Here is a 23517-nt window from a genome sequence, read left to right on the forward strand (position 1 = left end):
GCGATGATGCGCCGGCCGCGTGGCGAGGTCGTGATGACCACCGCCGGGGACCTAATGGTGATCCGGCCGCGCCGGCTGGAGTTGCCGGTCTGGCTGATCGCGGTCGGCCTGGTGCTGCGGTGGATGTGGCGGGGCCTGTGGTGGTGTCTTCGCCACCCGGTCGCCGTCGGCCTGGTCGCGGCCGGGGTGAGCCTCTACCGCGAGTTTGGCCGGTCCGGCGTGATCGTGCCCGTGGTCCTGGCCGCTGCCGTGTCGGCGCTGTGGCGGTGGCGGCACGAGTCGTCCTGGTGGACATGGTGCGCCGGGCCGATCCTCGGCCGCTTCCGTCAGCTCTTCGTCTACCGGCGGGCCTGGCGCGAGGCGATGACGCTCTGCGGCCTGGCCAAGGTGTACGACCATCGCTCGGTCATGCCGGAGCTGCTGCGGGTCCGCTCGGACCAGGCGCTCGACGTGCTGACCATCCGCATGGTCCGCGGCCAGACACCGGAGGAGTTCCAGAAGGCAACGGCGAACCTGGCGTACGCCTTCGGCCGGCGGCACGCCCGCGTCTACTCCGAGCGCCCCGATGACCCGCCGATCCGATCGGGCTACTGGGCGCTGGTCCTGAGCGCGGTGGACCGGCTGCGGTTCCGGGACCGGCCGTCAGTGGTCTACCTGGTGGTGGTCCGCACGGACGCGCTGCGCACCCTGGTCGACCCATTCGACGTCCCATCGGTGCCCGACTTCACCGCCCTACCCCTGGCTCGCCGGGAAGACCTGCGGCACTGGTGCCTGCACCTACTCGCCACGCACGTCCTCATCGGCGGCGCCACCCGGTCCGGTAAAGGCTCGGTGCTGTGGTCGCTGGTCCGCGTCCTGGCCGGCGGGATCTCCTCGGGGCTGGTCCGGCTGTGGGTGATCGATCCCAAGGGCGGCATGGAGTTCGCCATGGGCCGGCCGCTGTTCGCGCGGTTTGCCTGCAAGTCGTTCGAGGCCATGGCCGACCTGCTCGACGAGGCCGTGACGGTAATGCGGGAACGGCAGACCCGGCTTGCCGGTGCGGTGCGGGTGCACACTCCGACCCTGGATGACCCCCTGGTCGTGGTCGTCATCGACGAGATGGCGGCGCTGACCGCGTACCTCCAGGATGTTGACCTGCGCAAGCGCATCGCCGGCTCGCTCGGGTTGCTGCTGTCGCAGGGTGCCGGCGTCGGTGTCCTGGTGGTGGCTGCGTTGCAGGACCCCCGCAAGGAGGTGCTGCCGTTCCGGGACCTGTTCCCGACCCGGATCGCGCTCGGCCTGACCGAGGCCGCTCAGGTGGACCTTGTGTTGGGCGATGGTGCCCGTAACCGGGGTGCCCTCGCCGACCAGATGCCCCGCTGGGCCAGGGGCGTCGGCTACGTGATCCTCGACGGCACCCCCGAGCCGGCCCGGGTCCGCTTCTCCTACATCTCCGACGACCACATCCGGGAGTTGGCCGCCGAGTACCCGGCCCCGGCCGACGCGGCGGACATCCTCGCCCAGGTCGGCCGGGAAACCGCCACCGAACCGGCCCGGCCGCCTCTGCCCCGGCAGCGTCGCGGACCACTGCTGCCCGACTCGCTGCTGAACTTCCTCGACCGGGACACCGACGGGGGTGAGCCGCGGTGACCGCCCCGACCTTCTATCGGCTGCGTGCCCCCGGCAACGGCGGTGCCACCAGCACTGCCGTGTCGGTGCGCGTCGATCCCGCCCGGCCCGACCCGTACCCGGTGTATCTCGCCGTCGGTGGCGGCCGGCGCCGCATGTACCTGACCCCCGACGAGGCGTGGGCGCTGTGGCGCTGCCTCTCCGAAGCGGTGGCCTCCCTCGGCGAGCCGCCCGAGCACATCCGTACCCGCGTCGCCCCGGCCCGGAGGTAACCGATGTCCCTCAAGAGCTTCTTCCTCGGCACCCACCGCCTCAAGCCTCTGCACATCGACCTGAACGGCTCCCCGGACCGGCTCGCCGCCGCCCTGCACGGCTTGGCGCACATGGTCCGCCGCCGCAGTGACCTCGACGGGCAGCGCATCCGCATCACCGTGACCATTCGCATCCCGGGAGGGGACTTCGAATGATCCGCCACCGAGCCGAGTCGGGCATCCGGGTGCTGATCCTGCTCGCGATCGGGATCATGGCCGGTGCCGCCGCCTTCACCCACGTCCACGACCTGACCGTCGCCCACGGCCAGCCCGAATGGATCGGCTGGGCCAACGCCGTAGCCGTCGAGCTGATGGCGATCTACCTCGGCTTGGAGATCCGCGCCCGCCGCCAAGATGGCCGACCCGTCGGCCTGGTCGGCGTCCTCCTGATCGCGTTCGCGCTGCTCTCCCTCGCCGCCCAGGTCGCCGAAGCCGAACCCTCCGTCTGGGGCTGGATCGTCGCGGCGGTGCCGTCACTGGCCTTCCTCGCCCTGGTGAAGGTCGTCCTGTCCAGCGCACCCACCGCCGCGCCGGCTCCTGAACCCGATCAGCCGCAGGGCGACTGGTACGACGAGCCGCAGCCCGTCGAACCCGCGCCGCCGGCTCCGGTGATGCCGCCGGCATCAGTCGCGGTGCTGCCTCCGGCCGGTGGCGTCCAGCCCAACCGGCCCCAGGTCGTCGGGATCATCCGATGACGGCTCCGACCCTGCCCGGCCTCGAACCCGCCCCGACCCCGGTTGCTCCTCGGCCGGGGTCGCGGGCGGCCCGCATGGCGCTGCCCCGCTCGATCGACGTGCTCAAGGACATCGCCATCGAGTACGGCGTCTGCGTCCGCCCGCTCGCCATGCGCCGCACCGACCTCGACACCGGCCTGACCGAGGTCATCGACCTGCCCTGCGGGGCGACCCGCGAGGAAAAGTGCCCGCCGTGCGCCAAGAAGAACCGCCGCCTGCGGCAGGCCCAAATCCGCGAGGGCTGGCACCGCGACGATGAACCACTACCCGGCCCGGAACCCGCGACGGAAGCACAAAAGTCCCTGATCCTGTACCGCGCACACCTGGAGTTCTCCCGCGACGAGGCCGTACGCGCCGCCCAGTGGGACCAGGTGACCGACCTCGACGAGGCCATCCGCGAGGTAGAGGAAGCCATCGCCGCCGAGGGCCTGCGCGGCCGGGTCGGACCACCCCACGCCACCGACGACGAGGACCAGGACGACGAGCCCGGCCCACGGCGCAAGCGCTCCACCAAGCGACGCCAGGACGCCCCCGAACTGCCTCGACGCAAGATCGAGCGCCGCACCGTCGGCAAGACCTACACCGCCCCGGACGGCTCCACCTACCAACCGTCGATGTGGCTGACCCTCACCCTCGACTCGTACGGCCCGGTCCGCCCCGACGGCACCCCGGTCAACCCGGCCAGGTACGACTACCGCCGCGCCGCCTGGGACGCCGTTCACTTCCCTCGGCTGCTCGACCGGTTCTGGCAGAACCTCCGGCGGTGCGAGGGCTGGAACGTCCAGTACGCCGGCTGCGTCGAGCCGCAACGTCGCCTCGCCCCACACGCTCACTTCGCCATCCGGGGCACCATCCCTCGCGACGTGCTCCGCACCGTGGCGGCAGCGACCTATCACCAGGTTTGGTGGCCGTCGGTCGACGTCCAGCGCTACACCCTCGACCGGCTCCCGATCTGGGACGAGCAGGCGGCGGCATGGGTCGACCCGGACACCCGCGAGCCGCTGACGACCTGGAGCGAAGCCCTCGACACCATCGACGACGACCCGGACCCCGAACCCGTCCACGTCGTGCGCTTCGGCGCCCAGGTCGACGCCCGCGGCGTCATGCCCGGCACCGAAGACGCCGAACGCACCATCCGGTACGTCACGAAATACATCACCAAGCACACCGGCGACTGCCACAAGGCCACCACCGACCGGCAACGCAAGCACCTCGACCGGCTCTGGCAGCAACTCCAGCGGACCCCCTGCACCGACCGCTGCGCCAACTGGTTGCTGTACGGCGTCCAGCCCAAGAAGGCACACGCCAAGCTCAAGCCCGGCCGCTGCAAGGGCAAGGTCCACCAGCGCGACACCCTCGGCATCGGGGGCCGGCGCATCCTTATCTCCCGCGACTGGTCCGGCAAGACCCTCGCCGACCACAAGCACGACGCGCGGGCCTGGGTACGGGCACTGCTCGGCGTCACCACCGACGGCACGCAGCTCGTCAACGACCAGGGCGACACCACCGAACGGGTCCGGCACGCCTGGGAACTCGCCAGACCCGATGACCCCGACGTCGGCTCGATAACCCACCGGCTCATGCGGTCGATCAGCGAACGCGCCCGCTGGCGATCCGAACTGCTCGCCGCCAAGGACCGGGCCGCGCAGGGGTCCGCAGATCTTTCGGCAACTCAGCACAGCGCACAGCACGACGGGGAGGAACCGCAGTGAACGAGGAGTTGTTGACCGTGCCGGAAGTGCTCGCCGAGCTGCGCGTACCGCGCTCGACCTGGTTCTACTGGCGGCAGACCGGCAAGGGACCACGGGTGATCAAGCTCCCGAACGGGCAGCTTCGGGTCCGCCGGTCGGCGCTCGGTCGGTGGCTCGGCGACCTGGAGCAGGACGCCGCATGAAGAGCTACGAGGTCCAGATCTGGGAGATCGGCAAGCGCGCCGACCGGAAGGCTCGGCCGTGGCGGGTCCGCTGGGCGGTGAGCGGCCAGCGCTTCGAGGACATGTTCCGTACCAAGGCCCTGGCGCACTCGTTCCGCGCCGAGCTGGTCCAGGCAGCCAACGCGGGGGAGCCCTTCGACCCGGCCACCGGGCGCCCCGTCTCCGAGGCCAGAACCAAGAACCCCACCACCTGGTACGCGCACAGCCGCGCGTACGTCGAGATGAAGTGGCCCCGGGCGGCGGCCAAGACCCGGCGCTCGATCGTCGAGGCGCTGACCTCCATCACGGTGACCCTGACCCGTTCGGCCAAGCGGGGCCGACCGACTGACGCCCTGCTCCGTGAGGCGCTGTACCTCTACGGCCTCAACCCGCGCCGCTGGTCCGACGAGATCCCGCCCGAGCACGCGGCGGCGCTCGCCTGGCTGGAAACCGCATCCCTCCCGGTAGTCGAACTCGACTCGCCCGCGATGGTCCGCCGAGTCCTCGACAGCCTCTGCGTACGCCTCGACGGCAAGCCCGCGGCTGCCTCCACCGTCCAGCGGAAGCGGGCCACCTTTTACAACGTGCTCGGGTACGCCGTCGAGCTGGAGCTGATCGCCTCGAACCCGGTTGACCGGGTCCAGTGGACCGCCCCAGAGGTCGCCCAGTCCATCGACCGGCGGGTGGTGGCGAACCCAGCCCAGGTCGCCACGTTGCTGGAGGCGGTGAAATCTCTCGGCAAACGGGCCGACAAGGTCACCGCGTTCTTTGGCTGCCTCTACTACGCCGGGATGCGTCCCTCGGAAGCCGCGGACCTACGGCGGGAGGACTGCGACCTTGCCGGCCGGTGCGCCGACTGCGGGGCCGACTTCGACGACCTGGCGGCGGTCAAGCCTTCCCGGTCCTGCGAGCACGAAAAGATCGAATATCGCTGGGGCCGCCTGGTCCTCGCCGGCACCTCGCCGCGCTCCGGCTCGCACTGGACCGACGATGGCGGCTCCCACGAGCGGCGTGGACTCAAGCACCGGGGGAGGGCCGAGACTCGAACGGTCCCGATCCCGCCCCGGCTCGTCGAGCTGCTCTGCGCGCACGTCGAGAATCACGGGGTCGGCCCGGACAGTCGATTCTTCCGGGGCCTGCACGGTGGGCCGCTGTCCGAGTCGGTCTACGACCGCTGGTGGAAGCTCGCTCGCGAAAGGGCGTTGACCGAATCGCAGGTTGCCTCGCCGCTCGTCCGCCGGCCGTACGACCTGCGGCACGCGGCGGCCTCGCTTTGGCTGAATGCCGGTGTCCCGCCGACCGAGGTCGCCCGGCGCCTGGGCCACGGCGTCGCCGTTCTGCTCCGCGTCTACGCCAACTGCATCGACGGCGGAGACGACACCATGAACGACAAGATCGGCGAAGCCCTCGGATAAACCCCCTGCCAGTCAGGAAGTAGCCTCTCCGACCGGTCCGGGGTCGCTCTCGACCAACCGTCGGGCTTCCGCAACCACCTCTGCGTTCAACGCCGTCATGTCGGTGTCGATGAACTGGGCGAGCATGCTGGGCGGCCCACGACCTGACTTCCGTTCCACTGCATGTCGCACCCAGGTCGTAACTTAGAACACATGTACGGCACCCGCTGCGCTCGCTCCCCGCCTTCGCCAACGACTGCTGACCGGTTCCTTACAGACACACGGTCAGATCTGCGCTCGAAACTAGGGTGACGAGACATCCCCATCACCCACCGGAGGAACTTATGCCGGAATACAGCCTCGCCGCCTACACCATCAGAGTCCGCCCACGAATGTCATCAAAGTCTTCCGACAACTACCTACCCCTTGACAACTTTGATGGGTCCGCCTCCGACCTTGCACCCTTCCTCTACGCATTCTTTAACGGCCTAACCAATACTCCATACCAGCACAAGGATGAGGGAAAGTACCTAATCGCCGAAACGGTGCGGGCCGATGACCGGTCAATTTACACAACAGTCCGCTCAGGAAGCCACGGACACCAGTCGACTCTACGTGATGTTGAAACACATCAGGATACATACGAACGCCAAGCAAACGAGGCTGAGCTAATCCCCCTACGAAACCTATTCGTAATCCCACATAACTCGTTGGCCGGGATCTTCCTGACAGAACGCGTCGGCGTCCGAGGGCTCAAGTCCTCACTAGACCACATTCTCACACGTACATTCTCGGCAAGATTCCCTGGTTTCTCCATCGAACTCAGTCCGCTGGCCCCTGAGGCAGCAGTCAAGGCATCCATCGAAGAAGGTGAACTGAAGAAGATCCGTCTAGTGCGCTATGGGATTCCGAGCGACGTTGCGGATCAGTACAATCTGGGTGCTCACGAAGAAGAGCTGGGAATCATGGAGCTAGTCCTTAAGCCGGACCGTGCGTTGGCATTTCCCAAGCAGAAGGTACGCGACGCGCTGAACGACAACAGCCTCCCGGCACTGCTAGAGATTCGTGGCCTGGACTACCACGACATAAAACTTGAGGTGAAGGTCGGCAAGTCCATGCGCACACTCACCGTGACTCAGGAACGCCCCCCTCGCGTAACATTCCCTCTTCCGGAGAACAAGAAGATTCCGAGCGGTCGCCCCACCGACGGCGTCGTGTATGAGGTCGCCGCTGAGGTGGTCGCGGAGCTAGCGCCGGATCTGTCTATTCGCGAGTCCGACTATGCCGGCACGGAGTTTTTCTGGACGGCCGACATCCTTGCCAGGAAGCTAGTGATAGCGAATGATGAAGGCTAGTGTACTTCCGATCATCCGGGATCACCTTGATACTATGCGCGATGCCAGGAATGGTCGCGTCAAGATTTCAGACCTGATCTTCTTCTACGGACTGCCAGTCCTGGTTGGGGTGGCCGCCTACCTTCTCTCTTGGCATGTCAAGGGAATCGATAATTTACTTGCCGCGCTGTCCATCCTTACTGGGCTATTGTTCAACCTGCTCGTTCTGCTATTTGACACTGCCGCCCGCTTTCAAGGTCGACCGACCGGCAAGGTCAGCGCCGACAACGCACACAAATATCGACTCCTCCATGAACTGCAGGCAAACATTACCTACACACTTGGCGTCGGCCTCCTAGTTGCGATCATATTGGGAGTATGCTCGCTCGCTGGAATAGAGGATGCGCAGCGGCCCTGGTCTGTAGTTGTGACGGCGTCACTCGCACACTTCGTACTATTGCTGGGAATGTTGCTTAAACGACTTCGCTCGGTCTTCCTTGCAGAGTTTCCACGGCTGCTTGGCGCGTAACGCTCGCTTCCTCACAGCTTGTGGAAAGCCGAAGTCTGTAGGTATGGCAGCGACACCCGCGTTCTGCGTCCCGTGCCGTGGTGGGCGTGGGCAGATAGTGGGCGGTCGAGTGTCAGCGGGCGGATTTCCAGAGAGAAACGCCAGCTCATGGAGCTTGCGGCGCGCAAGATCACGGACGCCCTGTAAATCCGTCGCGAAAGCTACAGAGGTTCGAATCCTCTACCCGCCACCAGGTGCAGACATGGCCCCTGACCAGCAGAGATGCTGATCGGGGGCCGTTGTCGTTTGTCCGGCCGAGTCCGGCCGCGTCCAGCCGTTACCGACTGGCTGTGGGTATGTTGATCATGTCGCTGTGAGGTCTGCTGCGGATGCTCGTGCTCCGGGAACCGGAGGCGATCTCCTGACGGATGCCGCTCCAGATCGGCCTGCAACCGAAGGCCGTTGTCTCTTGATGTGCACGACCGGCTCTGCACAGGGCTCGTGTCACCCTCCTGGTGCCTCGCCGCCGACCGGCGTCGTGGCTGCGATGTTGCTGACGAACCGGCTCGGGCTGCTGGGGTTGGGGTTGCCCGGGCCAGCACATTGGTTGGCTCACCATGCCCAAGGTGCATCTCCGGGTAGAGCACCCGGGGTGCCCCAAAGGAGGCTCTGCTCCTGCTCGGCTGCCACAGGGTTGGGCCCAACTGCCGGACGTGGCCCCCAGCGCCATGGCGACGGGTCCCGCCACGCAGCTACGTCGAGGGGTGTCTCCATGCTGGGGCCACTGGAACAAGGTGGGTACTTCGCGGCCCACGAGGTGCCGGAGGCCGAAATGTGGGCCCCGTTCAGACTGCTGCGGTAGGACACCGCGACGCCGGCTTGAGCGCCCGTACGCCTGATGGCGCACGCAACTTGCATCTTTGGGGGTCGATGGGATTGCGCAGGTGAGCTGCATCTATGCTGTTAATGGTCGAGCGGCGGCAGGAGGCGTCGTCCATGTGAAATGAACCCGACGAGGTACTGGCGAGATGGCGCGGAGCCGGTATGGTGGTCGATGGCCGGACTTAAGGCGCGCGTTCGGGTCGCACAGGCCGATGTTACTGAGCGTAACGTTCGAACCGGATGTGTCGAGTGCTTATAGGTGGACCCGGATTGCGTTGAAGGTCGTTTTCAGCACTGCGCGCAGCGGTGAACTGTCTCGCAAGCTCGTGATCTGGCCCAGTGCGACGAGGGCGGTGGGCCGAACGGCGGGAAGTAACAGACGGTGGTGCCAGTCGGGCGGCCACCACTTCTCTGGTTGCCCGTGCTGTGGCACGATCGTGGAACCTCCACTACCCCACGAGACCTTCCGACAGGAGCAATCTTATGTCTGGTCGTAGGTTGGGCCGGCTGTATGGCTCGCTCCTCATCCTTGCCGCCGTCGCCACCATGGTCATCGCCAACCACGGTGTACCCGCCGATTTGCACCTCACGGACGTCGTCTGGGTCTGACGACCCCTGTCCGACGGGCCACCGCTTGTCAAGGGACACGCCACACCGCCAGGGAGCGGAATGATCGCGCGGGACCAGTCGAGGCGCAGGTCGTCGGAAGACGCCTGGATCATCACCGCTCCGCTGATCCTTCTGGCTGTCGCCTGCGCAACCCTCACCGGTCTGGTCTCCGACCGGCCGTTCGGCGACTGGCACTGGGCAGCGCTCCTTCTCGCGGCGATGATCGCCGCGGGTCTGCCGCTGCTGGTGCTGGTCGCCCGCCGGCAGTCGGTGGCCATGACGCTTACCGAGTTGCCGCTCGTCTTGGCGCTCTACTTCCTGCCGCCGCTGACGGTCGTCGTCATCTACACGCTCGCGTCCCTGGTCACCCAACTGCGACACCGGATCACGGCGCCCAAGGTGTGGTTCAACGTGGCGCGGGCCGCCGCCGGGACGTCGCTCGCCACTCTCGTCCTCCAGGCGTTGCCGCCGAGGTCGGGTGTCGGCCCGACGACGTGGGTGAGTCTCTGCTGCGCGATCAGCGTGGTGTTCCTGGTGAGTCTCACCGCCGTCATGTCGGTGCACACCCTGTTGCAGGGCTGGCAGGCCGGCCGGGAGGCCCTCCGCGCGGCGCCGTCACTGCTCCTGACCGCAGGCATCAACGTCGCCGCCGGTCTGGTCGTCCTGATCCTGATCAGGGCGTCCTGGTGGTCGTTGGTGCCCCTGGCCGCGCTGGCGGCCGGGCTCGCTCTGGTCTACCGCTCGTACACCCAGTTCTTTCGCCAGCACCGCACGCTCACCGACATGTACGAGCTGAGCATGGCGGTCGCGGCCAGCGGCCAGGACGGCACCCTCGTCGACGCCCTGCTCGGCCGGGTGCGCGCGCTGATGCAGGCCGAGTACGCCACCCTCTGGCTGCCCGCACAGGGCCGTCACCCCGAGATTCTGCTCACCGCGCGAGTCGAGGATTCTGGCCTGCTGGATCTGTCCCTGACCCCGTCGGCGTTGCGGGAGAAGGTGTTGGAGACCGCTCGCCCGGTGACTGTCGGCCGTGGCGTGACAAGTGATCCCGAGTTCAGGGCCAGCCTCGCCGAGCGGGGGGTCAAGGACACAGTGGTCGTTCCGCTCCGCTCAGGTGGTGTGGTGATTGGGACTCTCGAGGTCACCAACCGGCTCGCCGACCCGCTGTACTTCACCCAACGCGACATCTCGGTGTTCGAGACGGTGGCCGCCCACGCCTCTGTGGCGCTCGAAAATTCGCGACTTGTCGACCGCCTGCGGCACGACGCCTACCACGACACCCTGACGCGGCTGCCCAACCGGCGGCGCATCACCGCAGCGCTGGACGAGTCGGTCAAGGTCGGCGCGCCGGGTGAGGTGGTGGCGTTGCTGCTCTTCGACGTCGACGGATTGCGCCAGGTCAACGAGTCCCTCGGCCACGCCGCCGGGAACAAGGTGCTCGTCGAGGTCGCCAACCGGCTGCGGGCCAGCGCGCCGTCGTCGGCCCTGGTGGGTCGCGTCGGTGGGGACGAGTTCCTGGTGACCCTGCGTCTGGAGAACGCCGACGCGGCGCTGGAGCTGGCCGAACAGCTGCGCGACCAGATCCGCGACGAGATGGTCTTCGACGCGCTCACCCTGGACGTGAACACCGCCGTCGGGGTCGTCGTACACCCGGATCATGGCAGCGATGCCGCGACCCTGCTGCTCCGCGTCGATCTGGCGGCGAACGCCGCCAAATCGGTGCCCGGCAGCGTGCAGTTGTTCAACCCGGGCCTGGAATCCCGGTCGTTGCGCCGGCTGGGTCTCGCCGGTGACCTGCGTCAGGCGTTGGACCAGAACGAGCTGGAGGTCTACTTCCAGCCCAAGGTGACCTTGCGGGACCGGCGTCTGCTCGGTGTCGAGTGTCTGGCCCGGTGGGAGCACCCGACGCACGGCACCGTCGCTCCCGAGGACTTCGTGGCGGTTGCCGCGCACACCGGCCAGTTGAGTCGGCTCACCGAGGTGGTGCTCCGCGAGGGTCTGCGGCGCAGCCGGGACTGGGCCGAGGCCAACCAGCCGCTGCCCATCGCGGTGAACCTCGCCGCCCGTACGCTCACCGACCAGCACTTCCCGGACCGGGTGCAGGAGCTGTTGACCGAGTACGGGGTGCCGGCGCAGCGCCTCACCCTGGAGATCACCGAGTCGGGGGTCCTGGACGGCACGGACCGGCCGATCCCGACGCTGCGCAGGCTCCGCGATCTCGGCGTCCGGCTGTCGGTGGACGACTTCGGCACCGGTGACTCCTCGCTCGCCCACCTGCGCCGGCTGCCGGTGCACGAGGTGAAGGTGGACCGGTCCTTCGTGCAGGGCATGGCGACCGATCCGGGGGACCTGGCGATCGTCAACGCGGTGGTGACGCTCTCCCAGCAGTTCGGCCTGGCCGTGGTCGCCGAGGGTGTGGAGAGTGAGCTGACCCTGGAGCTCCTTCAGGACATCGGGTGCGAGATCGGCCAGGGCTTCCTGTTCAGTCGACCGCTGCCGTACGAGCGGTTGGCGGCCTGGTTCGGCGCTCAGGTCGACCCCGAAACGATCTCCGGCGGGGAGCTTCCGCGGCTGCGTGTCGTGCCCTGAGCTGGGCGTAGACGATCACCAGGGATCCGATTTCACCTGTCGAGCCGGGCCGTGTACTCTTACTTCTGCGCGCCCCACGGGGAGATCGCGCAGGCCCCCTTAGCTCAGTCGGCAGAGCGTCTCCATGGTAAGGAGAAGGTCTACGGTTCGATTCCGTAAGGGGGCTCGAGGGTTCAGCTGGACCCACCGCGGCGGTGTAGCTCAGATGGCAGAGCAAGCGGCTCATAATCGCTGTGTCGCCGGTTCAAGTCCGGCCACCGCTACTCTCGTCTTCCGGGCTCGTTCCCGGTGGTCGTGGAGATGGGCGCCACTGGCGCCCACTTTGCATGTCCGCGCAGTCAGCGTCTAGGCTGACGCGTCGTAGTTGTTTCCGTTAGCGAGGAAGGCACTCCGCCGTGGCGAAGGCTACCGATGTCCGGCCGAAGATCACTTTGGCGTGTGTGGAGTGCAAGGAGCGCAACTACATCACGCGCAAGAACCGCCGGAACGACCCCGACCGCATCGAGCTGAAGAAGTTCTGCCCGCGCGACGGCCGGCACACGGTTCACCGCGAGACCCGCTGATCTCTGGCCGGCAGTCGCCGGCCATTGACGAGGCCTTTCCAATCGCCGATCTGACCGGTACGGCGCGGCTCAGCCGCTGCCTGCCGACCAGATCGGCGATTGTGCTTCCCGTGTAGGTTCGCGGCATGTCTCTGGACCCTTCCTTCGTCGGACGGACGTATCCGCCGACCGCCCCCTACCAGGTGGGCCGAGAAAAGATCCGTGAGTTCGCCACGGCCATCGGCGCCACCGACGCGGCTCACCACGACCCGGTGGCGGCGCAGGCGCTGGGCCACCCGGACGTGGTCGCCCCGCCGACCTTCCCGGTGATCGTCACCATGGCGGCGAGCCGCCAGATCATCGAGGACCCGGCCCTGGGTGTGGACTACAGCCGGCTGGTGCACGGCGATCAGCGGTTCGCGTACACCCGGCCGGTGGTCGCGGGCGACGAGCTGGTCTGCACCAACACCATCGAGGACGTCAGCAGCCGGGGCGGGCACGGATTCCTGACCACCCGCACCGACGTGAGCACCGTCGCCGGGGAACCGGTGGTCGCCGTCTGGGCCCGGTACGTGATCCGTGGGGAGGGCTGAGATGGAGTTGCCAGCCAAGACGTTCCGGGTGACCCGGGCGGACCTGGTCCGCTACGCCGGCGCCTCGGGTGACTTCAACCCGATCCACTGGAGCGACCGGGTCGCCACGAAGGTGGGGCTGCCCGGGGTGATCGCGCACGGCATGTTCACGATGGCCCTGGTCGGTCGGGCGGTCGCCGAGTGGGCCGGGGCGCCCGACGCGGTCATCGAGTACGGGGTGCGGTTCACCCGGCCGGTGGTGGTCCCGGACGACGACCAGGGGACCGAGATCGAGGTGACCGCGCGGATCCGTGAGGTGACCGAGGACGGCCTCACCCGGCTCGATGTGACCGCGACCTGCCTGGGGGAGAAGGTGCTCTCACAGGCCCGGGCGACCATCCGGACCGCGCGCTGAATCGGGTCCGCCACGCGTGGCGGGGAGACCGGTTGGGAAAGTCGGGTGCCTACCCGTACACTGGTCCGCCGTGGGGCAAGTGACCCCTGCACGGTCGTCTGTGACCGCGTGGGGCGAGTGTTGCCGCACAGGGGTGTAGCTCAATTGGCAGAGCAGCGGTCTCCAAAACCGCAGGCTGCAGGTTCAAGTCCTGTCACCCCTGCGCCTCAGGCCTGACCGTTCCCGTGGGTCGCGCCGCCGACAAGGCGGCGTCCGGCCCGTGGTGGTGGCATCGGCGGGGTGGTTCCGAGGCATTCGGGGCCCCCGGTTGATCCACCGGCCGCGGCCCGTCGCGGGACGGTTTGGCCCGGCCGGCGTGACCAGCGCCGCGCACGCCGCCCGGCGTGCGACCCGAGATTCCGCGACGGAGGGCGAAGTGGCCGACAACAAGCGGCGCGGCGAGGACGCCGGCGACGATCGTCTGGACGACGAGATCGTCGACGACGTAGCCGACGACGACGCCTCCGGCGCGGACGAGCCGGTCTCCCGGGGAGGCACCGCGACGCGGTCCCGCGCCCGGGCTGAATCGGCGGACAGCCGGCCGACCACGCGGCCGGAAACCGGTCGGGTGGGCGTGTTCGGCCGCATCGCCCGGTTTTTCCGCGAGGTCGTTGCCGAACTGCGTAAGGTCATCTGGCCGACCCGCAAGGAGTTGCTGACGTACACCGCCGTGGTGGTCACGTTCGTCGCGGTGATGCTGACGATCGTGGGCGTGCTGGACTACGGCTTCGCCAAGGTCGTGTTGTTCGTCTTCGGCAACTCGGACTGACCGGCTGTCTCCAGCCGATAGTGACGGAAGTGAGCGAGCGTGCCTGAGTACGACGAGACCGCCGGACCGGTGGACGAGCAGTCCACGGTCGCGACGGCGGCTGGTGACGAGTCGGTTGAGGCCGCCAGCGAGCCGGAGTTCCCCACCACCGAGCCTGCGCCGGACGAGGAGTACGACCCGGTCGCCGAGCTGCGGCAGAAGCTGCGCTACGCCCCGGGTGACTGGTACGTGGTGCACTCGTACGCCGGTTACGAGAACAAGGTGAAGACCAACCTCGAGACCCGGATCACGAGCCTCGACATGGAGGACTTCATCTACCAGGTCGAGGTGCCGACCCGGGAAGAGATCGAGGTCAAGAACGGTAAGCGTTCGCAGATCCAGGCCAAGGTCTTCCCGGGCTACATCCTCGTCCGGATGGAGTTGACCGCCGAGTCCTACTCGTGTGTCCGCAACACCCCGGGCGTGACCGGTTTCGTGGGCGCGACCGACCGGGCCGACCGGCCGGCGCCGCTCTCCCTCGACGAGGTGCTGAAGTGGCTGGCGCCGGCCGTCGAGACCGAGCAGAAGAAGGCCAAGCCGGAGATCAAGGTCCTCGACTTCGAGGTCGGTGACTCGGTCACCGTCACGGACGGCGCGTTCGCGTCGCTGCCGGCCACGATCAGCGAGATCAACGCCGACCAGCAGAAGCTCAAGGTGCTGGTGTCGATCTTCGGCCGGGAGACCCCGGTGGAGCTCAACTTCAACCAGGTCGCCAAGATCTGACCGGTCGTGGGGGGGGGGGCCGCCGCCCCCCCCCCCGCGGCGCCCCCCCCCCCCCCCGCCGCGGGGCGGCGGGGGGGGGGGGGGGGCCCCCCCCCCCCCCCGACGTCGGCGTACGCCCTCCCGCTCGACCTCGGCGGACGAGCGGGCTGCGGCCTGCGCTACTCTTGAACGTCGCCGCTGTCGCACCGCGCTGACCGTGCGCGTCCCCGAGGGCGGCGACGGCCGCATTTTCCCAGCTCCAAGCCCCAGGAAGTGACATGCCTCCGAAGAAGAAGCTCGTCAAGACGTTCACGCTTCAGCTGCCGGCGGGCCAGGCCACGCCGGCGCCGCCGGTCGGCCCCGCGCTCGGCCAGCACGGCGTGAACATCATGGAGTTCTGCAAGTCCTACAACGCGCAGACCGAGTCCCAGCGGGGCGACATCGTCCCCGCCGAGATCAGCGTGTTCGAGGACCGGTCCTTCAGCTTCGTGCTGAAGACCCCGCCTGCCGCCCGGCTGCTGATCAAGGCCGCCGGTGTGCAGAAGGGCTCGGGCGTCCCGCAGGCCGAGAAGGTCGGCTCGGTGAGCCGCGCCCAGCTGCGTGAGATCGCCGAGAAGAAGATGGCCGACCTCAACGCCAACGACCTGGACCAGGCCGAGAAGATCATCGCCGGCACCGCCCGGTCGATGGGCATCACCGTCAGCGACTGACGTTCGGCCTCGCCGACGACCCGACCGTGGGAGGGCCCGCGCCGAGCGGCCCGCCAGAGACCACAGGAGTAATCAGCAATGCAGCGCAGCAAGAGCTACCGCAAGGCCGCCGACGTCATCGACCGGTCGAAGCTCTACACCCCCTCCGAGGCCGTGAAGCTGGCCAAGGAGACCACCAACGTCAAGTTCGACGCCACGGTCGAGGTCGCCATGCGCCTCGGCGTCGACCCCCGCAAGGCGGACCAGATGGTCCGCGGCACGGTCAACCTGCCGCACGGCACCGGTAAGACCGCCCGCGTGATCGTGTTCGCCGGTGGCGCGAAGGCCGAAGAGGCCGCCGCGGCGGGTGCGGACGAGGTGGGCACCGACGAGCTGGTCGCCCGCATCCAGGGTGGTTGGCTCGACTTCGACGCGGCGATCGCCACGCCGGACCAGATGGCCAAGATCGGCCGGATCGCGCGGATCCTGGGCCCGCGCGGTCTCATGCCGAACCCGAAGACCGGCACGGTGACCATGGACGTCACCAAGGCGGTGCAGGACATCAAGGGCGGCAAGATCACCTTCCGGGTGGACAAGCACTCCAACCTGCACCTGATCATCGGCAAGGCCTCCTTCACGGAGACCCAGCTGGTGGACAACTACGCCGCGGTGCTCGACGAGGTGCTGCGCGCCAAGCCGTCCGCGGCTAAGGGCAAGTACCTCCGCAAGGTCATCCTCACCACCACCATGGGCCCGGGTGTCCCGGTCGACCCGAACCTGGTGAAGAACCTCCGTGAGGACCAGGCCGAGGCCTGAGCCGACAGTTCGCTCGTACCGGGGCGCCGCCACGATCGTGGCGGCGCCCCGGCGCGTCTGTGGTGTGGCAAGCTCGATCGCATGCGGCTGGAGAACGTCTGGTTGCGGTATCACCGGCGTGGTCCGTGGGTGCTGCGGGGCGTGGATGTGCGGATCGGCCCGGGTGAGGTCGCGGTCGTCCTGGGCCGCAACGGGGTGGGCAAGTCCACGCTGCTCCAGGTGGCCGCCGGGGTGCTGCGGCCGGGCCGGGGTCGGGTCGTCGACCGGCCAGCCCGGGTGGGCTGGGTCCCGGAGCGTTTCCCGGCCGACCAGCCCTTCACCGTCTCCCGTTACCTGACCAGCATGGCCCGCGTTGCCGGGTTGGGGCGGTCGGCCGCCGACGAGGCGGTGACAACCTGGACGCAGCGGCTCGGCCTGGGCGCGTTCAGCTCGGTGCGGCTTCCGGAGCTGTCCAAGGGCACCGCGCAGAAGGTGGGTCTCGCCCAGGCCATGCTGCGACCGCCCGGCCTGCTGGTGCTCGACGAGCCGTGGGAGGGCCTCGACGCCGCGACCCGCGAGCTGGTTCCCGAGCTGATCGACGAGGTGCTGGCCGACGGCGGCACGGTCCTGGTCAGCGACCACCGCGGGGAAACGGTCTGGCTGCCGGGCGCGCGCCGCTGGTCGGTGGCCGCCGGCTCGCTGACCGAGGAGACCGCGTCGACCGACGAGGAGGCCATCGCGGTGGTCGAGGTAGCGGTGCCGGCCGCGCGGATCGCCAGCACCGTCGCCCGGTTGCGCGCCGAGGGCCACCAGATTCTTCGGGTACGCGCCGACACCTCCATGACCGCACCGCAGGCCCGGCCCGCGGCTGCACCGCTGCGGCCGGCCGGTGAACCGGCTCTCGACCAGCCCGAGGGCGTGGACGCGGTCGAGCAGGCAGCGGGGGAGGCCCGGTGAGCGCCCTGGTGCGGATGCGGCTGGCGGGTTTCCTGCGGACCGGTCGGGCGTTGGCGCCGTTGCTCGCGGGTCTCGTCGTGCTCGGCACGCTCTACGGCGGCGGCCGGTCCCAGCCGGCGGAGGCGTACGGCGTCTCGGCCGTGGTGCTCTTCCCGGTGCTCGCCTGGCAGACCAAGATCCTGCTGGACATCGAGCCGGACGTGCAGCGCCGGCTCGCCCAGGTGACGGTCGGGGTGGCCCGGGAGCGCCTGGCCGGGCTCCTGGCGGCCGGCGTGGCGGCGCTGGTCGCGGTGGCGGTCGCGCTGCTATTCCCCTGGTTGGTGGGCGGGGTCACCGGCCCGGTCGAGCCGGGGGACCGGTCGGTGCCGGTCGGCATCGCGCTGGGACTGTGGGCGCACCTGCTGGCCGTACCCGCGGCGGTCGCCCTCGGGGCGCTGGCCAGCCGGGCGTCGGTGGGCGGTGCCGCGTACGGCGTGGCGGTGCTGGCCCTCGGCGGTGTCGGCGCGGTGGCGCTCGGTCTGCGCGGTTCGGTGGCGCCCTGGCTGGTGCCGCCGATCATGGCCACCGCGCGGACGACCGCGGGTGACGCCGCCGCGCTGACCCTGCTCGGGCTCACGCTCTGGGCGTCGGCGTGGAGCGCGGCGGTCACCGCCGGCTATTTGTGGCGGCGGCGGGCCCAGGGCTGACCAGCGACGCTGCCCGTGACCCGGCTCACCGGGGGCGATTTGGCGCTGGTGGTGCGGGCGCGTACTCTTCAACAGTCATCCGTGTTTCCATGGATGAGGAACCACCCAGAGACCGCTGGTCACCGTGCTCCGGCACGGTCGAAGGTCCCGCGACAACGGGCGACCCGCGTAGGGCGGCAAGCGTAACTCGGCAGTGAGCATGGTCCGCCGACCGTGACGATCCGCCGGCCCTCGCCCCGTGCGCCCTGCGCCGGGGCTTTTCGTTGTCGTGCTGCCTCCGCCCCCGCTCCGGCTTCGGCCGTGTCGGGGACCAGCCTCGAGTAACGAGAGAGGAGGGACATGGCGGACAAGCCGATCCGGGCCGACAAGGCCACGGCCGTCGCTGAGCTGACCGAGAGCTTCCGCAACGCGGGCGCCACCGTGCTGACCGAGTACCGCGGTCTGACGGTTTCCCAGCTCACCCAGCTGCGGCGCTCGCTCGGCGCCGAGACCAGCTACACGGTCGCGAAGAACACGCTGGCGAAGCGTGCCGCGACGGACGCGGGCATCAACGGCCTCGACGAGCTGTTCACCGGTCCTACCGCGCTGACTTTCGTTTCGGGCGACGTCGTCGAGGCGGCGAAGGGGCTTCGCGACTTCGCGAAGGCCAACCCGAAGCTCGTCATCAAGGGCGGTGTCTTCGAGGGCAGGGCCATTTCCGCGGCCGAGGTCACGAAGCTCGCCGACCTGGAGTCCCGCGAGGTGCTGCTGGCCAGGATGGCCGGCGCGATGAAGGGCAACCTGAGCAAGGCCGCGGCCCTGTTCCAGGCACCGCTCTCCAAGGCCGCCCGCGCGGCGGCCGCCCTTGCGGACAAGAAGCGCGAGCAGGAGGGCGCCGAGGCGGCCTGAGGCCGCGCGGCGCACCCACGTTCTTAGACAACCTTTAGAAAGGACGCCAGACATGGCGAAGCTCAGCACCGACGAGCTGCTCGACGCGTTCAAGGAGATGACGCTGATCGAGCTCTCCGAGTTCGTGAAGCAGTTCGAGGACACCTTCGAGGTCACCGCCGCCGCTCCGGTCGCGGTTGCCGCCCCCGGTGGCGCCCCGGCCGCCGCCGAGGCCGAGCCGGAGAAGGACGAGTTCGACGTCGTCCTCGAGGCTGACGGTGGCAAGAAGATCCAGGTCATCAAGGTCGTGCGCGAGCTGACCGGCCTGGGCCTCAAGGAGGCCAAGGACGCGGTCGAGTCCGCGCCGAAGGCCATCCTGGAGAAGGTCAACAAGGAGACCGCCGAGAAGGCGAAGGCGAAGCTCGAGGGTGAGGGCGCCAAGGTCACCCTCAAGTGACCTGACGTTCCACCTGCGCGTGCCCGGCTCAGTGAGTCGGGACACGATCGCGTCGCGGCGGGCGGTGATCCGACACGGATCGCTGCCCGCCGTGTTTCGTGGATCCAGCGACAACCGTCCTGAGCTGGGCGTCGATGGTCGATGCCGGACCACCGGACGAGGGGCCCCGGTCGCCCTCAGGTGGGAAAGAACCGACGACCCGGATACCGGCCCTTGACGCGGCCCCGGCCTGCCAGGCACGCTGAACACCAGCAAGACACCGCGCTTGCGACGGCCACGACGTGGGTAATGACAGCGGCGGCACCAACGGCCGCGGCAACCCGAGCGGCCCAGTGGGGACGTTGCGTTCTGAGCGGCCCGGCAGACCCCGGTTTACGGGGGCCGAGGCGCGTTCCGCGAACGACCTGCGGGGTGGGCTGGACAGCGGTTAGCCTCTCGGCTACACTGCTAGTTTGCGCTGCCTTCCGACTTGACCCCTGCTCGGAAATGTCCGTTTACGGATATTTCTGGTGGGGTCATTGGAGTGCACGCGTACCAGCCGTTCTGCAGCACCGGTCCTCGGAAGGACGCATCTTGGCAGCTTCCCGCCCTGCGAAGACCAGTCGTACGTCGAGCGCATTCGCTCCCCGCCGAGTTTCATTCGGCAGGATCACCGAACACCTCGAGGTCCCCAACCTCCTTGCCATCCAAAACGAGTCCTTCGACTGGCTCGTCGGCAACGAGGCTTGGCAGGGCCGGTCGGCGGACGACCCGCACGCACGCTCGGGTCTCGCGGAGATCCTTGAAGAGATCAGTCCCATTGAGGACTTCTCCGGCACCATGTCACTCTCCTTCTCGGCGCCGCGCTTCGACGAGGTCAAGGCCTCGATCGAGGAGTGCAAGGAGAAGGACCTGACCTACTGCGCTCCGCTCTTCGTGACCGCGGAGTTCACCAACAACACCACTGGCGAGATCAAGAGCCAGACGGTGTTCATGGGTGACTTCCCGATGATGACGCCCAAGGGCACCTTCGTCATCAACGGCACCGAGCGCGTCGTGGTCAGCCAGCTCGTCCGGTCTCCGGGCGTGTACTTCTCCAAGGAGCCGGACAAGACCTCCGACCGCGACCTCTCCAGCGTCAAGGTCATCCCGAGTCGGGGTGCCTGGCTGGAGTTCGACATCGACAAGCGCGACACGGTCGGCGTACGCATCGACCGCAAGCGTCGGCAGGCCGTCACGGTCCTGCTCAAGGCCATCGGATGGTCGGCCGAGCGGATCCGTGAGCGGTTCGGCTGGTCCGAGCTGATGATGACCACGCTCGAGAAGGACCACATCGCCGGCGCCGACGAGGCCCTGCTCGACATCTACCGCAAGCTGCGCCCTGGCGAGCCGCCGACGCGCGAGAACGCCCAGACCCTGCTCGACAACCTCTTCTTCAACCCGAAGAGGTACGACGTGGCCAAGGTCGGGCGCTACAAGTTCAACAAGAAGCTCGAAGTCGACGTGCCGATCACCACCGGCACGCTGACCGAGGACGACATCGTCGCCACCGTGGAGTACCTGTGCCGGCTGCACGCCGGTGAGGACGGCTACGAGGCCGACGACATCGACCACTTCGGCAACCGTCGCCTGCGCACCGTGGGTGAGCTGATCCAGAACCAGGTTCGGGTCGGCCTCTCCCGCATGGAGCGGGTCGTCCGCGAGCGGATGACCACGCAGGACGTCGAGGCGATCACGCCGCAGACCCTGATCAACATCCGCCCGGTGGTGGCGGCGATCAAGGAGTTCTTCGGTACGTCGCAGCTGTCCCAGTTCATGGACCAGACCAACCCGCTGGCGGGCCTGACCCACCGGCGTCGGCTGAGCGCGCTCGGCCCGGGTGGTCTGTCCCGGGAGCGGGCCGGCTTCGAGGTCCGCGACGTGCACCCGTCCCACTACGGCCGGATGTGCCCGATCGAGACGCCGGAAGGCCCGAACATCGGCCTGATCGGCGCGCTGTCCACCTTCGCCCGGGTCAACCCGTTCGGCTTCATCGAGACGCCGTACCGGAAGGTCGTGGAGGGTCGGGTCACCGACCAGATCGACTACCTGACCGCGGACGAGGAGGACCGGTTCGTCAAGGCCCAGGCCAACGCGCGGCTGAAGGCGGACGGCACGTTCGCCGAGGAGCGGGTGCTCTGCCGTCGTAAGGGCGGCGAGACCGAGGACGTCGTCCCCGGTGCCGTCGACTACATGGACGTCTCGCCCCGGCAGATGACCTCGGTCGCGACCGCCATGATCCCGTTCCTCGAGCACGACGACGCCAACCGGGCACTGATGGGCGCGAACATGCAGCGCCAGGCGGTGCCGCTGGTCAAGGCCGAGGCGCCGCTCGTGGGTACGGGCATGGAGTACCGTGCCGCGGTCGACGCTGGCGACGTGGTGGTCGCCGAGGTCGGCGGTGTGATCGAGGATCTCTGCGCCGACTACGTCACCATCCACCAGGATGACGGCCACCGCCGGACGTACCTGCTGCACAAGTTCCGCCGCTCCAACGCCGGCTCCTGCGTCAACCAGAAGCCGGTGGTCTTCGAGGGCGACCGCGTCGAGGCCGGTCAGGTCATCGCCGACGGTCCGTGCACCGACGAGGGCGAGATGGCGCTCGGACGCAACCTGCTGGTGGCGTTCATGTGCTGGGAGGGCCACAACTACGAGGACGCGATCATCCTGTCGCAGCGCCTCGTGCAGCAGGACGTGCTCACCTCGATCCACATCGAGGAGCACGAGGTCGACGCCCGGGACACCAAGCTCGGTCCGGAGGAGATCACCCGCGACATCCCGAACGTCAGCGAGGAAATGCTCGCTGACCTCGACGAGCGCGGCATCATCCGGATCGGCGCCGAGGTCGTCCCCGGCGACATCCTGGTCGGCAAGGTCACGCCCAAGGGCGAGACCGAGCTGACCCCGGAGGAGCGGCTGCTCCGCGCGATCTTCGGTGAGAAGGCGCGTGAGGTTCGGGACACCTCGCTGAAGGTGCCGCACGGCGAGACCGGCACGGTCATCGGTGTGCGCACGTTCTCCCGCGAGGACGGCGACGAGTTGCCGCCGGGCGTCAACGAGCTGGTCCGGGTCTACGTCGCCCAGAAGCGCAAGATCCAGGACGGCGACAAGCTCGCCGGCCGGCACGGCAACAAGGGCGTCATCTCGAAGATCCTGCCGATCGAGGACATGCCGTTCCTGGAGGACGGCACCCCGGTCGACATCGTGCTCAACCCGCTCGGCGTGCCGAGCCGGATGAACATCGGCCAGGTTCTGGAGACCCACCTCGGTTGGGTCGCCAAGACCGGGTGGAAGGTCGAGGGTGACGACGCCGACTGGAAGCGCCAGCTCCGCTCGATCGACGCGCACGAGTCCGAGGGTGACACCAACGTGGCCACCCCGGTCTTCGACGGTGCCCGCGAGGAGGAGATCTCCGGTCTGCTCGAGTCGACCCTGCCCAACCGGGACGGCAAGCAGCTGATCGGGCGTACCGGCAAGGCGCAGCTGTTCGACGGTCGTTCCGGCGAGCCGCTGCCGGACCCGATCGCGGTCGGCTACGTCTACATCCTGAAGCTCAACCACCTGGTCGACGACAAGATCCACGCTCGTTCGACCGGCCCGTACTCGATGATCACGCAGCAGCCGCTGGGTGGTAAGGCGCAGTTCGGTGGTCAGCGTTTCGGTGAGATGGAGTGCTGGGCGATGCAGGCGTACGGCGCTGCCTACGCCCTGCAGGAGCTGCTCACGATCAAGTCCGACGACGTGCTCGGCCGCGTGAAGGTCTACGAGGCCATCGTCAAGGGCGAGAACATCCCGGAGCCGGGCATCCCGGAGTCGTTCAAGGTGCTGCTCAAGGAGCTGCAGTCGCTGTGCCTCAACGTTGAGGTGCTCTCCAGCGACGGTGTGGCCCTGGAAATGCGCGAGACCGACGACGAGGTGTTCCGGGCCGCTGAGGAGCTGGGCATCGACCTGTCCCGGCGCGAGCCGAGCTCGGTCGAAGAGGTCTGAGGTGAGCGGTCGGGGGGGGGGGGGGGGGGGCCCCCCCCCCCCCCCCCCCCCCCGCCACCCCCCCCCCCCCCCCCGGCGGCATGCGGGCCGGCGAGAACAAAA

At 68.5% G+C, this 23517-nt stretch carries 22 protein-coding genes and 3 tRNA genes; all 25 read left to right on the forward strand.

Going from position 1 to position 23517, the window contains the following annotated elements:
* Window positions 1-33 precede the first annotated feature (33 nt).
* The 25 genes from ACFYPR_RS02480 to ACFYPR_RS02600 all read left to right on the forward strand — a co-directional run bounded on the left by ACFYPR_RS02480 (window position 34) and on the right by ACFYPR_RS02600 (window position 23415).
* Window positions 34-1629 (forward strand): FtsK/SpoIIIE domain-containing protein, encoded by a 1596-nt coding sequence (locus ACFYPR_RS02480; protein ID WP_387258389.1) that lies wholly within the window; start codon window positions 34-36, stop codon window positions 1627-1629.
* Window positions 1626-1880 carry a hypothetical protein gene (locus ACFYPR_RS02485; RefSeq protein ID WP_387258390.1) on the forward strand — a complete coding sequence of 85 codons (255 nt, stop codon included), beginning with the start codon at window positions 1626-1628 and terminating at the stop codon, window positions 1878-1880. Before ACFYPR_RS02480 ends, ACFYPR_RS02485 begins: the two co-directional genes overlap by 4 nt.
* Window positions 1881-1883: 3 nt before the next feature.
* Entirely contained in the window at window positions 1884-2075 is a 192-nt protein-coding gene (locus ACFYPR_RS02490) for a hypothetical protein (protein WP_387258392.1), read from the forward strand.
* Window positions 2072-2614: a DUF2637 domain-containing protein gene (locus tag ACFYPR_RS02495; RefSeq protein ID WP_387258394.1), complete on the forward strand. Its 543-nt coding sequence runs from the start codon at window positions 2072-2074 to the stop codon at window positions 2612-2614. The genes ACFYPR_RS02490 and ACFYPR_RS02495 overlap by 4 nt, the downstream gene beginning before the upstream one ends.
* The gene (locus ACFYPR_RS02500) at window positions 2611-4365 is read left to right on the forward strand and encodes a replication initiator (protein WP_387258396.1); all 1755 of its coding nucleotides are present in this window, start codon (window positions 2611-2613) and stop codon (window positions 4363-4365) included. Before ACFYPR_RS02495 ends, ACFYPR_RS02500 begins: the two co-directional genes overlap by 4 nt.
* The gene (locus ACFYPR_RS02505; protein WP_030329852.1) at window positions 4362-4547 is read left to right on the forward strand and encodes an AlpA family transcriptional regulator; all 186 of its coding nucleotides are present in this window, start codon (window positions 4362-4364) and stop codon (window positions 4545-4547) included. Before ACFYPR_RS02500 ends, ACFYPR_RS02505 begins: the two co-directional genes overlap by 4 nt.
* Window positions 4544-5980, forward strand: a complete 1437-nt coding sequence (locus tag ACFYPR_RS02510) for a tyrosine-type recombinase/integrase (RefSeq protein ID WP_387258398.1) — start codon at window positions 4544-4546, stop codon at window positions 5978-5980. Before ACFYPR_RS02505 ends, ACFYPR_RS02510 begins: the two co-directional genes overlap by 4 nt.
* A 323-nt stretch (window positions 5981-6303) precedes the next feature.
* Window positions 6304-7314, forward strand: a complete 1011-nt coding sequence (locus tag ACFYPR_RS02515) for a hypothetical protein (protein ID WP_387258400.1) — start codon at window positions 6304-6306, stop codon at window positions 7312-7314.
* A 34-nt stretch (window positions 7315-7348) separates the two neighbouring features.
* Window positions 7349-7822: a hypothetical protein gene (locus ACFYPR_RS02520; RefSeq protein ID WP_387258402.1), complete on the forward strand. Its 474-nt coding sequence runs from the start codon at window positions 7349-7351 to the stop codon at window positions 7820-7822.
* Between the two features lie 1530 nt (window positions 7823-9352).
* Window positions 9353-11881, forward strand: coding sequence for a putative bifunctional diguanylate cyclase/phosphodiesterase (locus ACFYPR_RS02525; protein ID WP_387258403.1), 2529 nt, complete (start codon window positions 9353-9355; stop codon window positions 11879-11881).
* A 93-nt stretch (window positions 11882-11974) separates the two neighbouring features.
* Window positions 11975-12047 (forward strand) — tRNA-Thr (locus ACFYPR_RS02530).
* A gap of 24 nt (window positions 12048-12071) precedes the next feature.
* Window positions 12072-12144 (forward strand) — tRNA-Met (locus ACFYPR_RS02535).
* A gap of 132 nt (window positions 12145-12276) precedes the next feature.
* Window positions 12277-12444 carry a 50S ribosomal protein L33 gene (gene rpmG / locus ACFYPR_RS02540; RefSeq protein WP_007073056.1) on the forward strand — a complete coding sequence of 56 codons (168 nt, stop codon included), beginning with the start codon at window positions 12277-12279 and terminating at the stop codon, window positions 12442-12444.
* A 125-nt stretch (window positions 12445-12569) separates the two neighbouring features.
* Entirely contained in the window at window positions 12570-13016 is a 447-nt protein-coding gene (locus ACFYPR_RS02545; protein WP_355067657.1) for a MaoC family dehydratase N-terminal domain-containing protein, read from the forward strand.
* A gap of 1 nt (window position 13017) precedes the next feature.
* Window positions 13018-13410 carry a MaoC family dehydratase gene (locus ACFYPR_RS02550; RefSeq protein ID WP_387186483.1) on the forward strand — a complete coding sequence of 131 codons (393 nt, stop codon included), beginning with the start codon at window positions 13018-13020 and terminating at the stop codon, window positions 13408-13410.
* A gap of 129 nt (window positions 13411-13539) precedes the next feature.
* A tRNA-Trp gene (locus ACFYPR_RS02555) sits at window positions 13540-13612 on the forward strand.
* Window positions 13613-13825: 213 nt separating this feature from the next.
* Window positions 13826-14218: a preprotein translocase subunit SecE gene (gene secE / locus ACFYPR_RS02560; RefSeq protein WP_355135909.1), complete on the forward strand. Its 393-nt coding sequence runs from the start codon at window positions 13826-13828 to the stop codon at window positions 14216-14218.
* A gap of 39 nt (window positions 14219-14257) precedes the next feature.
* The gene (gene nusG / locus ACFYPR_RS02565; RefSeq protein WP_354854322.1) at window positions 14258-14980 is read left to right on the forward strand and encodes a transcription termination/antitermination protein NusG; all 723 of its coding nucleotides are present in this window, start codon (window positions 14258-14260) and stop codon (window positions 14978-14980) included.
* 257 nt (window positions 14981-15237) lie between these two features.
* A complete protein-coding gene (gene rplK, locus ACFYPR_RS02570; RefSeq protein WP_007465329.1) occupies window positions 15238-15669 on the forward strand; it encodes a 50S ribosomal protein L11 in 432 nt (143 codons plus the stop codon).
* Window positions 15670-15747: 78 nt separating this feature from the next.
* Entirely contained in the window at window positions 15748-16464 is a 717-nt protein-coding gene (rplA, locus tag ACFYPR_RS02575) for a 50S ribosomal protein L1 (RefSeq protein WP_234583444.1), read from the forward strand.
* Window positions 16465-16545: 81 nt separating this feature from the next.
* Entirely contained in the window at window positions 16546-17400 is an 855-nt protein-coding gene (locus ACFYPR_RS02580; protein ID WP_387258405.1) for an ATP-binding cassette domain-containing protein, read from the forward strand.
* Window positions 17397-18086, forward strand: a complete 690-nt coding sequence (locus tag ACFYPR_RS02585; protein ID WP_354863131.1) for a hypothetical protein — start codon at window positions 17397-17399, stop codon at window positions 18084-18086. The genes ACFYPR_RS02580 and ACFYPR_RS02585 overlap by 4 nt, the downstream gene beginning before the upstream one ends.
* Window positions 18087-18425: 339 nt before the next feature.
* On the forward strand, window positions 18426-18974 hold the full coding sequence (gene rplJ, locus ACFYPR_RS02590; protein ID WP_354863129.1) for a 50S ribosomal protein L10: 549 nt from the start codon (window positions 18426-18428) through the stop codon (window positions 18972-18974).
* A 52-nt stretch (window positions 18975-19026) separates the two neighbouring features.
* Window positions 19027-19410 carry a 50S ribosomal protein L7/L12 gene (gene rplL, locus ACFYPR_RS02595; RefSeq protein WP_354863127.1) on the forward strand — a complete coding sequence of 128 codons (384 nt, stop codon included), beginning with the start codon at window positions 19027-19029 and terminating at the stop codon, window positions 19408-19410.
* A 573-nt stretch (window positions 19411-19983) separates the two neighbouring features.
* Window positions 19984-23415: a DNA-directed RNA polymerase subunit beta gene (locus ACFYPR_RS02600; RefSeq protein ID WP_354863125.1), complete on the forward strand. Its 3432-nt coding sequence runs from the start codon at window positions 19984-19986 to the stop codon at window positions 23413-23415.
* The last annotated feature ends 102 nt before the right edge of the window (window positions 23416-23517 follow it).

The sequence above is a fragment of the Micromonospora sp. NPDC005254 genome (assembly GCF_042872525.1).
Taxonomy (GTDB): Bacteria; Actinomycetota; Actinomycetes; order Mycobacteriales; family Micromonosporaceae; genus Micromonospora.